Source organism: Bradyrhizobium altum, from assembly GCF_020889705.1.
Taxonomy (GTDB): Bacteria; Pseudomonadota; Alphaproteobacteria; order Rhizobiales; family Xanthobacteraceae; genus Bradyrhizobium; species Bradyrhizobium altum.
In genome coordinates this window covers 1-13,775 of sequence record NZ_JACMYP010000063.1, presented here as the reverse complement: position 1 = coordinate 13,775, position 13,775 = coordinate 1, and the positions used below count along the sequence as shown (strand labels likewise).

The 13,775-nt window shown below is 60.6% G+C and carries 16 protein-coding genes; 4 read left to right on the top strand and 12 right to left on the bottom strand.

Going from position 1 to position 13,775, the window contains the following annotated elements; all coding sequences use genetic code 11:
• Window positions 1-131: 131 nt before the first annotated feature.
• The 8 genes from H8B02_RS17550 to H8B02_RS17515 form a co-directional block, all read right to left on the bottom strand.
• A complete protein-coding gene (locus tag H8B02_RS17550; RefSeq protein ID WP_229167381.1) occupies window positions 132-470 on the bottom strand; it encodes a hypothetical protein in 339 nt (112 codons plus the stop codon).
• A gap of 42 nt (window positions 471-512) precedes the next feature.
• Entirely contained in the window at window positions 513-791 is a 279-nt protein-coding gene (locus H8B02_RS17545) for a hypothetical protein (protein WP_229167380.1), read from the bottom strand.
• 739 nt (window positions 792-1,530) lie between these two features.
• Window positions 1,531-2,445 (bottom strand): YihY/virulence factor BrkB family protein, encoded by a 915-nt coding sequence (locus H8B02_RS17540; protein WP_229167379.1) that lies wholly within the window; start codon window positions 2,443-2,445, stop codon window positions 1,531-1,533.
• Between the two features lie 26 nt (window positions 2,446-2,471).
• Window positions 2,472-3,188, bottom strand: a complete 717-nt coding sequence (locus tag H8B02_RS17535; protein ID WP_229167378.1) for a hypothetical protein — start codon at window positions 3,186-3,188, stop codon at window positions 2,472-2,474.
• Window positions 3,185-3,601: a phage holin family protein gene (locus tag H8B02_RS17530; RefSeq protein ID WP_229167377.1), complete on the bottom strand. Its 417-nt coding sequence runs from the start codon at window positions 3,599-3,601 to the stop codon at window positions 3,185-3,187. The genes H8B02_RS17535 and H8B02_RS17530 overlap by 4 nt, the downstream gene beginning before the upstream one ends.
• Window positions 3,598-4,173 carry a hypothetical protein gene (locus H8B02_RS17525; protein WP_229167376.1) on the bottom strand — a complete coding sequence of 192 codons (576 nt, stop codon included), beginning with the start codon at window positions 4,171-4,173 and terminating at the stop codon, window positions 3,598-3,600. The genes H8B02_RS17530 and H8B02_RS17525 overlap by 4 nt, the downstream gene beginning before the upstream one ends.
• A gap of 11 nt (window positions 4,174-4,184) precedes the next feature.
• Window positions 4,185-5,243, bottom strand: coding sequence for a DUF3618 domain-containing protein (locus tag H8B02_RS17520; RefSeq protein ID WP_376711672.1), 1,059 nt, complete (start codon window positions 5,241-5,243; stop codon window positions 4,185-4,187).
• 127 nt (window positions 5,244-5,370) lie between these two features.
• Entirely contained in the window at window positions 5,371-5,844 is a 474-nt protein-coding gene (locus H8B02_RS17515; RefSeq protein ID WP_283842202.1) for an HAD family hydrolase, read from the bottom strand.
• A gap of 462 nt (window positions 5,845-6,306) precedes the next feature.
• Between H8B02_RS17515 and H8B02_RS17510 the strand changes: the two genes are divergently transcribed.
• Window positions 6,307-6,477 (top strand): hypothetical protein, encoded by a 171-nt coding sequence (locus tag H8B02_RS17510; protein WP_229167374.1) that lies wholly within the window; start codon window positions 6,307-6,309, stop codon window positions 6,475-6,477.
• Between the two features lie 296 nt (window positions 6,478-6,773).
• On the opposite strand, the gene H8B02_RS17505 is transcribed toward H8B02_RS17510, so the two are convergent.
• Entirely contained in the window at window positions 6,774-8,687 is a 1,914-nt protein-coding gene (locus tag H8B02_RS17505) for a sensor domain-containing diguanylate cyclase (RefSeq protein ID WP_229167373.1), read from the bottom strand.
• Window positions 8,688-8,910: 223 nt separating this feature from the next.
• On the opposite strand from H8B02_RS17505, the gene H8B02_RS17500 reads away from it, so the two are divergent.
• Complete coding sequence (locus tag H8B02_RS17500; RefSeq protein WP_229167402.1) at window positions 8,911-9,180, top strand: PilZ domain-containing protein; 270 nt, start codon at window positions 8,911-8,913, stop codon at window positions 9,178-9,180.
• On the opposite strand, the gene H8B02_RS17495 is transcribed toward H8B02_RS17500, so the two are convergent.
• The 3 genes from H8B02_RS17495 to H8B02_RS17485 form a co-directional block, all read right to left on the bottom strand.
• Window positions 9,094-9,507 (bottom strand): hypothetical protein, encoded by a 414-nt coding sequence (locus H8B02_RS17495; protein WP_229167405.1) that lies wholly within the window; start codon window positions 9,505-9,507, stop codon window positions 9,094-9,096. The two genes, H8B02_RS17500 and H8B02_RS17495, sit on opposite strands and share 87 nt — an antisense overlap.
• Window positions 9,508-10,045: 538 nt before the next feature.
• Complete coding sequence (locus tag H8B02_RS17490) at window positions 10,046-10,435, bottom strand: DUF1330 domain-containing protein (protein WP_229167372.1); 390 nt, start codon at window positions 10,433-10,435, stop codon at window positions 10,046-10,048.
• Between the two features lie 825 nt (window positions 10,436-11,260).
• Window positions 11,261-11,524, bottom strand: a complete 264-nt coding sequence (locus tag H8B02_RS17485; RefSeq protein ID WP_229167371.1) for a hypothetical protein — start codon at window positions 11,522-11,524, stop codon at window positions 11,261-11,263.
• 579 nt (window positions 11,525-12,103) lie between these two features.
• Between H8B02_RS17485 and H8B02_RS17480 the strand changes: the two genes are divergently transcribed.
• Both H8B02_RS17480 and H8B02_RS17475 read left to right on the top strand, forming a co-directional pair.
• Window positions 12,104-13,417 carry a metal-dependent hydrolase family protein gene (locus H8B02_RS17480; protein WP_376711673.1) on the top strand — a complete coding sequence of 438 codons (1,314 nt, stop codon included), beginning with the start codon at window positions 12,104-12,106 and terminating at the stop codon, window positions 13,415-13,417.
• Window positions 13,418-13,624: 207 nt separating this feature from the next.
• Window positions 13,625-13,775 (top strand): transposase (locus H8B02_RS17475; RefSeq protein ID WP_512699909.1); only part of this gene is annotated, 151 nt, incomplete at its 3' end.

Here is a 13,775-nt window from a genome sequence, read left to right as displayed (position 1 = left end):
CACTGGGGAGCTTCTGGCCAAACACCGCCTGGAGCGAAAGTGAAGCTCAGACTTCCTCGTGAGCTTTTTCTCTTTTATCGCGCGGTATTCGAAGCCCAAACTTTGGTGTCGGAGCACTGGGTTGGTCAGCGTCACGCGAAACCGTGCAGAGACCTGATCGCGCGAGAGGCCGCATAGGCAATGCTGAACGCAAAACCGAAGGTGACCACCATCAGCGTCAAGTTCCGGGTTAAGTACGATTGCCAGGTGTCACCCGGCGTCCAGCTGCCGTTGTTATCTAGTTCGGTGCGAAGGATCTCGCACGTGCCCAGAGCATTTCCCATCGGTCGGAGGGTTCTGCAGTCGTCAGTGGCAATTAGCTCCGCGATCTTGGTTCGATCTTCGCTGGATAAAGGTTTCCAGTAGGTGCCGTGCATACGCCACGTGCCGGTCGCCAGCGGCGCGAGCAGAGTGGCAACCAAAGCAATCACGAGAGCCGCCTTCCACCGTGGCATGGAGCGAACCTGCAAATGCTACTTGTTCTCGCCGGTGGTCGGAGTTGTCGCGGGCGTTTGCACTCCGCCGGCCTTGGGGATCACGGTGTCTTTCATGTTGGTCGGTGGCATGTTTGGCAACACTTCGACGCGGTTTCCCGGCTTGAGGGCCGCGCAGTCCATTCCATAGATCAACTCGCCCTTGGCTGACTGGCCGATCGGCCGGCAGTCTGCGAGCGCGGAAGGATCGATAGCCTTGTCTTCAGCGAGTGCAGGTGACGCAACGAGCAGCGCCAGCGCCGCGGCGATCCTCAACATGGCTTCCTCCTGAACTTTTGATTGTGTCGAGCTAACCGGGACAGGTATCGACAAGTTCCCCAACGCGGGCGCCCTCAAGGGCCCGTAGCGCATGCCGGACCAGCCTAGACGGCGCAACGGCGGCACGGGTGCTTTGTAGGTTGCGTTGGCGTCCTCAAGCCACCGGCCAGCAGGCATTGACGGAGCATCTTGTCGCGCGATCGCTCCAGCAACGGGAAGACGAGGGCTCCGTTCCTTACTGCCTCGATGGGTTGGAGAGTGAGGTCGAGAATCAACCGCCTGATGCGACGCGATTTTCTGAGGAGGGCTCCGCGAGTCCTGAGCATGGTCGATCGGCTGTCGCTCCCGAACTCGTCAGGGCTCTCCAAACCAACTTTAGGCGAGGTCTGGTGTGGTTCAGCTTCCGCTCCTAGGTGCGGTTGCCGGACTCTCCACATCGAGAACTCATTTGACTGGTAATGAAACCCGGAAATCCTTTGGGCTAGAAATCAGAGGCCGACCGAGTTCTGGAACAGACGTAGGGAATGGGATGGCAGCTTCCAAGAAACCTCTTAGACCCGAGGATTTTCCGGTGAATGCCGAAAGCCGGAAAATCAAGAAGCAAGCTGGCAGGCCCATTGCAAACGCCGAGGATCCTGCGGTTGCCGAGGAGGTGGCCGAGCGCCTGAGGGACGAAGCACGACGTGGTCGGCCTGACTCGTTGCCTCTGCTGCTGACGGCTGGGACGTGTCGAGGGCTTCTAAAGCGCCCCGGTCGCGCGCCTTCCTGACGATACGCCCGGTTGCGAGGGAGGGCGGGTTTTCCCGCGTCCGTCGCGCGAGACTTGTTCCTTGATCGAGCGTCGGTGCTCCGCAAAGGCGTGGGTGATTTCGGCGCCCATTAGGATGATCTGCGAGGTGTAATAGACCCAAATCAGCACGACGACGATCGAGGCCGCCGCGCCGTAGGTCGATTCCAGACCTTGCTTGCCGATATAGAAGCCGATCGCGGCCTTTCCGATTTCGAAGAACAAAGCCGTCAGGAGCGCCCCCAGCCAGACGTCCCGCCAGCCGACCGAGACGTCCGGCAGCCACTTGAACATCATCGCGAAGAGCACCGTCACCACGGCGAACGACACCAGTATGCTGACGATGTGCAGCACGGCCTCCGGCATGTACGGAGCCGCGAACTTGCCGGCCGCGGCGAGGGCCGTGGTTACCAGAAGCGAGACGAGAAGCAGAAAGCCGAGGGCCAGGACAGCGGCGAACGACAGCACGTAGTTTTGGGCGAAATGCCAGATGCCGCTCTCTTCCGATCCCTCGACCTCCCAGACGACATTGAGCGCATCCTTCAACTGCACGACGACTCCGATTGCCGCGAACAGCAGCGCCCCGATGCCGAGGATCGTCGCCAGAATGCCCTCGGCGGGGCGGCTGGCTCCCGCCAGCATCGCTTCGATTGCCTTGGCTCCGGTGTCTCCGAGCATGTCCTTCAGGGAGGCGGTGACCTGCGAGGTGACGGCGTCGTGGCCGAAGAACAGCCCTGCGATCGCGATAGCGATCACGATGATAGGACCCAAGGAGAACACCGAGTAGTATGCGAGGGCTGCGCCCTGCCGAGCATCCTTGTGGCTCGACCAATTGGTCGCCGCCTCTTTCGCGACCGTCCACCACATGCAGCTTCTCCGGTTCGTCCAGATCGTTAAGGCGAGTTCGCCTTTTCCCCTGCCGCTTCCGCGGCATCCATGCCAGCCTGCTTCACTCGGTCGACGGCTTCAGCGCCGATGTCGCTGAGTTCGGCCTTCAGCGTATCGGAGGCTTCGCGCAGGCTTTGCGATACCGCGCTCGCGCGCGTGTTCAAATCGGTTTTGACACTGTCGCTGAGTTCGCCAACCCATGCGTTCTCCAGGCCGGACGCCCGGAAAGCACTCGCGATTGCCGCCCCGATGGCTAAGCCAACGGCCCCGAGAAGAAGCGGTTGCCGGTCAAGCATGTCCGCGAGCGATGATCGAGCTTTCGTTAAGGCCTCCTTTCCGGGCTCGCCGAGGTTCTCCCGCGCATAAGCAACGCCTTCGTCGAACCGGCCTTTGATCTTGTCCGCCGCTCCTGACATGGCGTCGGAAGCTGCGCTGCCGGCAGCGCGCACGGTTTCACCGAAACCTTCCGATTCGTCGTGATCCATTTCGGGCGCGGTCGGCGGGGCAGTCCGTCGGATTCCGGACGCGGCCGCGCGATTATTGGGCGCGCCGACATCGACGATCGGAGAAGCAACGGCAGTCGCCGAACGCGCCACGCTCTTGAGCCTTTCGTCGCCTGCCAACAGCCACAACGCGCCGCCTCCGATAAGGGACGCGGCGAGGGGATTTTCGCGAATCGCCGACGCCAGACTGTCGAAAAATCCGGCCTGCGTGTTGCTCATCTTACTATTCCCTTCACGGTGTCCTTGTCCTTTTCGAGCTGCCGGATCGTTTCATGTGGCGTTAGATTGCGGATATTGAGCCGCTTGATGCCGATCGCGAACAGCACGCCGGCAATCACCGCGGCCACGATCGCCGACGTCAAATCGGCGATCGGCTGCGACCATCCAGCAGCGATAAGCGCCGCCGACAACGCGAACAGCGCCATGACGAGGGTGGGGATCACCAGAACAGCTCCGCCGGCAACGAAGCTTAAGGCGACGCCAACCGTCTGAACTTTCTCGCCGAACTCAGCCTTCGCGAGGTCCACCTCGTTCTGGAAGAGCTTAGCGAACTGCGACAGCGCGTCACCCAGCAGCGTGGAGATGGTTCGGAGGTCGTTCTGGCTGGTTCTGATATCGTTCTGGATGCTCATGACACGTTGCTTCGTTGTGAGAACGACGATTGCTCATTGCTTGGTCGTGTAGCCGATGAAGACTGCCCGCCGGAGGCCCTGAGGAAGCGGACCGCCGCAAAGCCCGCAAGCACTGAGATCCCAAGAAACGCAACCGGCTGACGCTTCGCGAAATCGGCGGCGCCGTCGACGAGATCGCGGAAACTTCCGTCGCGGATTTTCCCGGCGGCCTCGTCGACATATTCGGCGGCGGAATTGATGCCGCGCGCGGCGAACGGCGCATTGCTCTCGAAGGCGCGGGCCGCTTCGCGAATGTTATCTGGAAGGCGCTCGATGAAGTCCGCCCCGGACCGCCGCTTATCGCGGGCATGGTCCTCGATCTGGTCCACCGTCCCGGAGGCCACATTCTTGGCGGCGTCGGCCGCTTCCTTGAACTTGTCCCGCGCCACATCGGTCGAGGCGCGCAGAGCGTCGCCGGCGCGCTGCTTCATCTCGCTGGCGGCATCCGCCATCTGATCCTTTAGGCTATGCGGCGAGCCGGTATTCTGGTTTTGCGTGAAATTCGTCTCTTTGGTCAGGTCCAAATCGCTCATGATAGCGTCTTTCAAGAGTTCGGGTTCGGGGAAGGACTGAAGGCTGCTCTGACAAGGTCGTCGGCGGACTCCTTGAGCCTGGTGGCCACGCTTTCCGTCATCCGGCTCGCATGCCCACCGAGATCGGTCTCGCCGACACTTCTCGCCATCGCGTCGGCCGCTGACATCGCCGCATCCTTGGCTGCCTCCAATCCGGATTGCGCAGCCTCGCCCGCGGCCCGTTTCACGCTGTCGCTCGCCTGGCCCATCGTCTTCGCTTCAACTCTGGTATCGGGAAGGGCCGCGGCAAGGATGGCGCCGATCGCCACCCCGAGGCCGCCGATCAGGGCTGCGTTGTCGCCGATTACCTGAGGGGCCTTTACAGGCGCGGTCGCCGCCGCGTCCTTGGCCGCGTCTGCCGTATCCCTGACGGCATCCATGCCGTTTCTGAGCTTGTCGCCGACCGTGCCGGTGGCCTGCGCCGCTCGGCTCCGGAGATCGTCCGTCATGCTGGCGGCAGCGTCTTGCGCTTCATCGGCCATGCCACTAGCGCGGCTCTGAGCCGAAGCGAGTCCGTCCTTGACGTTGCCGCGTAGCGCTTGGGCGCGCTCGATGGCCTGATCCAACATTCCACCCGCCTTCTCAATCACCGGCGAGGCCGCTTCCGCGGCCCGGTCGCGCACCGTCTTCGAGGTCAGCGCAAGGCCCGCGCCTATCATCAGGAGAGGCAGGGGAAAGCCGCGCGCCAGACGCAGCAGGGGGACGGCGACCGCAGTGCTCGCGGCGACCGCCTGCATCGGATTGTCCATGGCTTGTTGCTTCAGCGCCTCGACCCAACTCTGGGTCTTGTTGCTGATGAAATCGGAGACTTCCGATTTGATGTGTCGCGGCGAAACCTTGTGGCGGATGTCTTCGGCGGTATCCGATATCCGCTCCCTCAACCGATCGACCGTGGCGGCGAGGTCGGCACGGCTGCGCTCGGACTCACGCCTCAGCTCGTCCACTGATCGCGTCATGGCGTTACCCTCTTGGATGTTTGTTCGGTTCTTTCGGACGAACTCACGCTTTGTTGAATAGTTCCTCGGGTGCAACAGTCGTCGCCGGGGAGATGCAACAGAGCGGCCGGTTGTGTTGCTGTCGTCGCCAAGTCTGGGTCACCAAGGTGGCGCAGGACAACGCGCCATCCTGGGCTCAGGACCAACTTCTTAAAGTCATGGCTCAGGAGGTGCAGCTGGTCATGCTAACGGCAGCGGCGCAGACTAACAGAACTGAGCACCCCCGGATCGAGGCGCGGGATGGTTGGCGCCGTCCGATCGTCGGCACGCCCCAGCGCTTCACGTCCCGCATGAACGACACACAACTTACCGTTAGCAAGGATTTGAGCACGCCGATCTGCTCCAGGACGTCGAGCGCGCCCGCCTCCAGGAGCGCTTCGCGCGCAAAACCACCGCTTAGTAGCCCGATCGAGGCTACGCCGGTGGCCATTGCGGCTTCGGTGTGATAGGGCGTGTCGCCGATCATGACCGTGCGCGCGGAGGCAAGGTCGAGTTTCTCAAGGGCGAGGAGAACCAGTTCGGGGTCTGGCTTGCCCTTTTCCGCGTCGTCGCCGCACGCGACCTGGTCGATCAGATCATCCACGGCGAGCAGGCTGAGGTAATGTTTGAGCGGAGCACCCCTTGCAGTCGGTCGCAAGCGCGATGGCGCCGCCGTCGGCTCTGATGGCTTCGAAAAGATCCCGCACCCCGGCGAACGCCCTCACTTTCGGTAGATAGAATTCTTCGTAGCGCCGACCGTCGGCTTCCTTTAGCCGTTTGCGCTCCTGGGGGCGAGCTGCGGCGCGACGATGGAAAGGGTGTCGTCCCCATCAAGACCGAATAGCGCTGCAGCGTTTCGTACGGCGTGCGAATGCCCCAATCTTTCAGGGTTTCCTGCAAGCTCAAAGCGTCTGCGGCACGCAACGACCGATCAACGTGCCCTCCACATCAAAATGTAGCCGGAAAAAATCATATCATGAGAATGCCGGGCCGAGGCTTCGGTTCATAAAAACACACATTTCCCGGACGGGGGTGAACGACGTCAAAGATAACCTAAGTTTATTGCCGACCGAGTTCCGCATGCCATAATCCCACGGGACAGGTGGCGAGAAATAATGCGATGCAGGACATGAAGGCCCACTTGGAGAAGCTTCGCGTTGAGGCTGAAGAGTGCGAGCTCATCAGCAAGCTCGCCACTAGCGCGACTAAGAAAAGGCTGTTCGCTAAACTGGCCGCGCATCACCGGACGCTGGCTGATGAAGTTGAGCGGGCGATAAAGACCCCCGAATAGTTCCATGCCGGGAGTCTGCCCTGACCTGGGGGATCGAAGAAAGAAGTGCTTCTAAAGCTGGCCGGCACGCCGATGCCGGTTACCTACGATGCAACCGCGTGGCGCGAGGCCATTTGGCCATGGCCCTGTTGGCATCTCGCACCCCGAAACCGTTTCGTTTTGAAATGCCTGCAGGTTTCCAGATTCGGATGTGCCGTCTATCTCCTCAGGCGGGCGTGACAGCGTCAGACGGCGTCTTGGCCGTGGCGTAAAAGTTGGCGCCGTCGATCAAGAGCGCAAACTCGTTCCGCTCGTGCTCATGCGCTCCTGGCGCCAGGCCAGGCCACCACCTGTCCCGACATCAAGAGACGGTCACGCCCGCTCTCCTTGGCGGCATAGAGCGCCCGGTCTGCCGCCGCCACAAGGGAATTGCTCTCCGCCATGCCATGGGCGGGAATGTTCGTCGCGCCCCCGAGGCTCACGGTGACGAGTTTGGAGGGCGGATTGAACGCGTGCAGCATGCCCAGTTCGCGAAGAGCTCCGCGGACACGCTCGCCGACCTGCTCGCAGCCTTCCGGATCGGTGTTCGGTAACAGCAGCGCGAACTCCTCGCCGCCGTACCGGGCAGCCAGATCGGCCGGCCGCCGAACCTGGGCGGCAAGGATTCGTCCGAGCGCGCGCAGGCACGCATCGCCGGCCTGGTGGCCGTACTGATCGTTGAACTTCTTGAAGTGATCGACGTCGAGCAGCAACAAGGACAATGGCGTACCGTCGCGCCGGGCCCGGGCCCATTCCTCGGCGAGGCGCTCGTCGAAATGGCGCCGATTGGCGAGCCCGGTCAGCCCGTCGGAGGTAGCAAGTGCCGCGAGCTTGTCCTGCAAGTCCTTCTGCTCCGTCATGTCGCGCGAAATCGCCACCACGCCGTCGATCTCGTTCGTCTCCGCCGATCGCGTGACGCGCAGCGCGGTCTCGACCCAGATCTCAGTCTTCTCGCGGTGACGAGCCCGATAGATGATCCGCGCCTCTTCGGCCTCGCCGCTCTTCAAAGACGAGACGGCCTGCTCCACGCGCGGCAGGTCTTCCTCATTGATGCCGGCGAGAGCCGGCGTCCCTAGCAGTCGGGAAGGGTCCCACCCGAGAACGCGGGCGCATGACGGCGAGGCATAGAGGATGCCCTCGTCCAGCCCGATGCGCATCACGACGTCGCTGCACTGTTCGGCGAGCAGTCGAAAGTCGGCTTCCTTGGCTACCAGGGCCGCCGCCATGCGTTGCCGCTGCGAGAGATACCGCACCAGGCAAAGGCCGATGATGGCGATCGACAGGGTGAGGCCCGTGACGATGGCCATCCGCACGACCGCCTGCTCGCGCCACGGTGCCAGGACGTCGTCCTGGGCCTTGGTCGCCAGGATCAGGATCGGATAGCGGCTGCTCAACTGGTAGAAGCTCAACCGCTGCACCCCGTCGATAGGCGACTTGAAGTAGTAGACGCTGGCATTCGGCCGATCGTGTAGATTCGTGAACAGCGGCGACTTGGACATGTCGCGTCCTACGTAGGTGCCGTCCTCATCGCTGCTTCTGGCCAACATGATGCCGTCGGCGTTCAGCAGCGATACCGCGCCGTTCGGGCCGATATCGAAACGTCGGTAGAACTCCGTGAAATAGGCTACGTCGATACTCGCCAACACCACGCCGGCGAAGCTGCCGTCGGAATGATTGAACCTGCGGGACAGCGTGATGATCCACTGTCCTCCCGACCGGCTCTTGACGGGCTTTCCGATCAAAGTCCCTCGATCGTTCGTGGCGCGATGACGCTGGAAGTAATCACGGTCGCTGTTGTTGAGGGCGGCCAAGTCGACATCTTCAGTCGTCGCGAGCCATCGGCCGGTCTCGTCGTAGACGAAGATGCCGCGGATGCGCTGTCTGTTGTATTTGCGCGACTGAAGGAACGTGTGGATCTTCGCGACCGCGGCGGTGCCGGTACCGCCGACCTCCATGCGGTCGACCATTCCGGTCAGGATCGTGTCCGCCAAGTCGAACGTATCTTCGGCATGTTGGGTCAGCGAACCGGCGAGGTTGGCCATGTCCACTTCGGCATTTCTCAAATCGACCTGGCGCGACTCCCATTCGCGCCATCCGCTCAGCGCCAGAATGGCGACACAGGCCAACGCCACGAATCCCGCCGCCCAGAAGGGCAGACGGGCCTTGCCGAGTTCGCGGCGGTAGCTTGGCATTTGAGGTCGCTCCCTTCCGAGCAACCTCCCACGGAGGCCTTAACACGCAATTGCGGTCCGATGAGCATGCGCCAAAAGCTAAGCGCTTCGTCATTGCGCCACATCGAAGACGACGAATTGCGGTGATTGTCCGTTAACCAAGGTGCGTTCAAACTTCCCGAGGAAACAGTCCAAAGCAGCCAGCCCACGCGTTGGGTAAGCGGTTATCTTGCGTAGGTTCATGATGGAAGAACAGCGAGCGGCACAGCGGCGACGAATGCTGAGAGCGGGCACGATCTCGTTCGGTGGAGGTGCGATCGATTGCACCGTCCGAAACCTGTCCGACTCAGGCGCTGCGCTCGACGTGACCTCGCCCGTGGGAATCCCCGACCGGTTTACGCTCGTCGTGGACACGGATCAGAGCAAGCTACCGTGCCGCATCGTGTGGCGGAAAGAGAAGCGCATTGGTGTTCGCTTTGAACTTCGTGAGGATGATGCAGGGGGCACCCCGTAAAATCACGGATCTCCGGCAAGGGTCGCATCCTGGCAGAGCGGACTTTCGCCTCATGAGACAGCAGACGCGCGCAGCGAATCGCTCTCGTTTCAGCCTAAAGGCTTCCTTGGCATTTTGCTCATCGATGCGCGCACGGATAATCGCATGGATGTCGCCACCAAGCTCCCCTTGTACCTGTTCTTCTGAAAATCCCTGCGCCTTCGCCGCGACTAAGAGTCTTTGGACAAGCTCGTCGATTGCGGGGCGACCACGTCGGACGCCGAACTGCTCATCGGCGTGAACGCTGTTCTCCAGCCAGAAGTCTACGAATTCCTTTGCGCTTGTCACCTGAGTGTCCCTGCCCGATAGGGCCGCTTAGCACGCATTCATGACGTTCCCTCCTTCACCGGAGTCTACGGGCGTTTCAAAGACCCCAATTTCGCGAGGAAAGGGCCGTGGGCTGAGCAACATCATCGGGCTTGAGGCTAGGAGGACGCTGCCCACGACATTGGGCGGCGGAGTGTGTTCGACAAGCCATGGTCCCGATACGCAATGAGCGCCGACCGGTTTGAGCGAGTAAATACCCCGCGAGGCAATCATGGCGACCGCCTCACCTAAGTCGGCTCGCCTGGCGGAAGCGGATATCGCAGCTATCCCATCGAACCTCAGCGACGATCCATGAGCAGAACTCGGGGGGGTATCTTAACGCCACAATCACCGGACTGGGACGGGTTGGAGTCAGCTCCGGGTCGAAAAGCGACAAAGCGGGTGAGATCGCGCGACTGTCCGCTTTGGGGCCAGAAGGAGACTCAGCAACACCTTAACTGACAATCAAAGAGGCGACTAACGACGGGCCGCTAGGCGCAGCCCGCCGCCTTCCGCGTTGTCACTTCTGCTCGACGCCCTCAATCCCGACCGCGCGGAAGCTGGCGTATTTGTTGCCGACCTCTGCCTCAAGCTTCATCTGTTTGACATTGAATGCCTTGAGCGCATCCATATCAGCAAATTGCAGGAGCACCACGCGATTTGGTGGGGGCGATCCTTCCAAGCTGATCGCTTTATTAGCGCCGCCGCCGAGGTATTTGCCTCCGCTTTCTTTGATATTGGCTTGCGCCTTGGGCAGAAAGTCCTTGGCGTAACCATCCTGATCTTTGACATCGATTTCCGCTACCACATAAGCCGGTAGCTTGACCTGCGCGTGCAACACGCTGACAGCGCCAGCGCCGAGAACAAAGCTGGCGATTACAGCCACCGCAATTTTGTAGTTGGATTTCATTGCCATTTCCTCCCTGGTTGCGTGCGCGGATGCCGGGGCGCGCGCTGCCCGGTCGAACTAAGCAGCGTCTTGCGCGACAAAACCAAACCCGCTCCTTCGAACGGGCTTTTCGAAATCAACAAATTTCGCAGCTTATTCTAGCGGTAAGACATTACGACGTCCGAATTGGACCACCGCGGCCTTTCCGGCCTAGGTCGGCTCACCAGCCAGAAGTGGACAAGCCTTGAGGTATGCAATGGGGACACAAGGCGGAAGGCCTCATAGAAGGCCACATAGAGAGCGCGACCCAAGCCGCCGCTCCATGCCATCGGGCGGCGGATCAGGGTCTCGGCTTATATCGCGGCGGCGGCTCCGGCGTGATGCATGTACCCACTGACGACACTCGGCAAGGCACGTCATAGCGCAGTCTGCGGCCGGAGCCATTGCCATCGGTAGCCCGTAGCTTAGACGTTGTGTGAGGGGCCTGAGTTGTGGGAAGCTCTTGCGCGACAGCCAGAGACGACAAGGCAACCAGCACGTTCGCCGTGAGCAATGTGGTCCTAATAGCTCGTGTCCTCCGTGAAAGTGGTTTTGTAAGCCAAGTTATCACAAATTGACACGGAGGCTCGAAATCCGAACACCGCCGCTTCCCCAGCATCGATCTCAACGGCTTCCCTCGCGGGACGCGCAGGAGCTCGACGGCGAACGGGATGTTCAAGTCGGTCAAACTCAACCGCGGCAAGCCCATGTCCAGCGAAGTTTTGTGACGGCGGGCGAATGTACCGTCACGAATGGATGGCCCCGGCTCCAAAGAGAGCCGGGGCCAAATTCTCCGGATCAGGATCGCTACATCATCTTCCTATGATGCTTGTGGCGCTTGTGAGAACTGCTCTTCATCCCCTTTTCGCCTTTCATGCCGCTCTTTTCCGCGGTGTCATTGGCCGTTGCGCCGGGATTTGCCGACGACGGGCTGCTTGAAGCGCCCTGACCGCTCTTCTGCGCTGGCGAGTTGCCTCCGCCACCACCGCCACCACCACCCCCTTGAGCGGACGCGGCTGCAATCGATCCAAAGATAAACGCCGTAGCCAAAACCACTTTCGCAATTCTCATGGGTATTCCTCCGAATCCTTCTGCCCGAGTGACAAACCGGGAGGGTTTCGAGTCGTTCCAAGGGGTCAACTTCGGTGGCACATGCCCTCGGGTCGCTGACAGCCCCGAGGCGAGTCCAAGGAGGCCGTCCGTGCGATTTGACGACGCAAGACTACCAGAACATCGGAAACATCGTGAGCGAGCCCGTGGGCTTCTCTGAGTCACGGAGCGCATGCTCGTCTAAAGACCAATCGCTCGGGACTTGCCAGTGCCTCGCGACGCCGGGCTGTCTGTCCATCCGATTATCAGATCAATTGAGGAATTTCGTGATCATCCAACTCAAGCGAGCCTTGCTCGCGCTCGCCCTGCTATCGGCAGCCACTTCATATGCTTCCGCGGATCAGTGGAATAACCTTGCACCACCGTATGCTGATCTCAACGGCACCTTCAGGCCGAAGGAGAAGCTCTGCGTCATTGATGTCGTCCAGCGTAGGCGGTATCCTCGACGAGAGGTTGTAGAGGCTAGCGCGACACCTGCCTGTAGAGGAGGACAAGATGAACTCGATGTCCCGAAGGATTTTCGTCGCCGCGCTTCCGCTCATGGTTGTTGGACTTCCGTCCGCTACTCGCGCACAAAGCAAGCCGCCAGCAAATGCCAGCGCGACGTTGTTCCAGAATGTGCGCATCTTCGATGGCAAAAGTGCTTCACTCTCCGTACCGTCCAATGTGCTGATCAAAGGTAATATAATCGAGCGCATCTCGACGGAGCCGATCGCCGCAGAGCCAGGCTTGACCGCAATCGCAGGGAACGGCCGAACGCTGATGCCCGGCCTGATCGACGCACACTGGCATGCAATGCTGATCCGGCCCAATCCTGCGCAGTCCATTACTGGTGATGTGGGCTACAACAACATAGCAGCGGGCGTCGAGGCCACTGATACGCTATTGCGCGGCTTTACCACAGTGCGCGACGTTGGCGGGCCTGTATTCGGATTGAAGCAAGCCATTGACGAAGGGCTTATTGCGGGACCGCGCATCTATCCCTCAGGAGCCTTTATAACGGTCACAAGCGGGCACGGTGATTTCCGACAATTGTCTGAACTGCCGCGAACGATCGGCGGTATGCTCAGCCGCATGGAGCAAATTGGCGGTAGTATGGTCGCCGACAGCCCTGACGAGGTTCGCGTACGTGTCCGCGAGCAACTCATGCAGGGAGCTTCTCAGATAAAGCTGACCGCCGGCGGCGGTGTGTCCTCGCCCTTCAGTCCGATTGATGTATCAACGTTTACGGAGCCCGAACTACGTGCAGCCGTCGAAGCAGCAGAGAATTGGGGTACATACGTCACAGTGCATGCGTTCACATCAGCAGCGATCCAACGGGCCATCGCCGCCGGAGTGAAATGTATCGAGCATGGATTCCTAATGGACGAGGCCACCGCCAAGCTGATTGCCGAGAATGGCGTGTGGTTGAGTACGCAGCCTCTCCCAGAGGGGTTGAGACAAGGCTTTCCGGTAGGCTCAGTCCAACGGACCAAGGCCGACGAAGTCTGGCCCGGCATCGCCCGGACCTACGAGCTGGCGAAGAAGTACCATATAAAGACGGCATGGGGCACAGACGTTCTCTTCTCTCAGGCGCTAGCGCAACAACAGGGGGCAATCCTCGCCTCGCTTGTCCGCTGGTACAGTCCAGCCGAAGCGCTCAGCATGGCGACAGGAACCAACGCCGAATTGTTGGCATTGTCCGGCAAACGTAGTCCGTATCCTGGCAAGCTCGGCGTCGTGGAACAGGGCGCGCTTGCCGATCTGCTGCTCGTCGACGGCAATCCACTGGAGAATATCGACCTGATCGCCGACCCGGCCAAGAACTTCAAGGTAATTATGAAGGATGGACGGGTATACAAGAATGGCCTGTGACCGTAGCCGCTGCGGTCGATTCATGTCGCTTGTTGGCCCGAAGCAGCGTTTGGAGGAGGTCTGCTTTTCCGCTGCTGTTAGGGGATGGGCAGACATCCGGCGAACAGACCAAAAATGACGCTCGTGACCGATTTTGTTGAAAAAGGCCGCAGTTGCGACTCAGAGATACCAGTGATTCAGTCTGTCTAATTGGCAGGACTGAACATCATGATGGGACATCGGCAAGTCGAACAGGCTGCTTTGTTCTATGAGTTCTCGCTCGAGAGGCATGTCCCTTCCGACCACTTGCTTCGCTCGATCGATAGATTTGTCGATCTTGAACAGATTAGGCAGGATCTGGCGCCGTTCTACAGTAAGA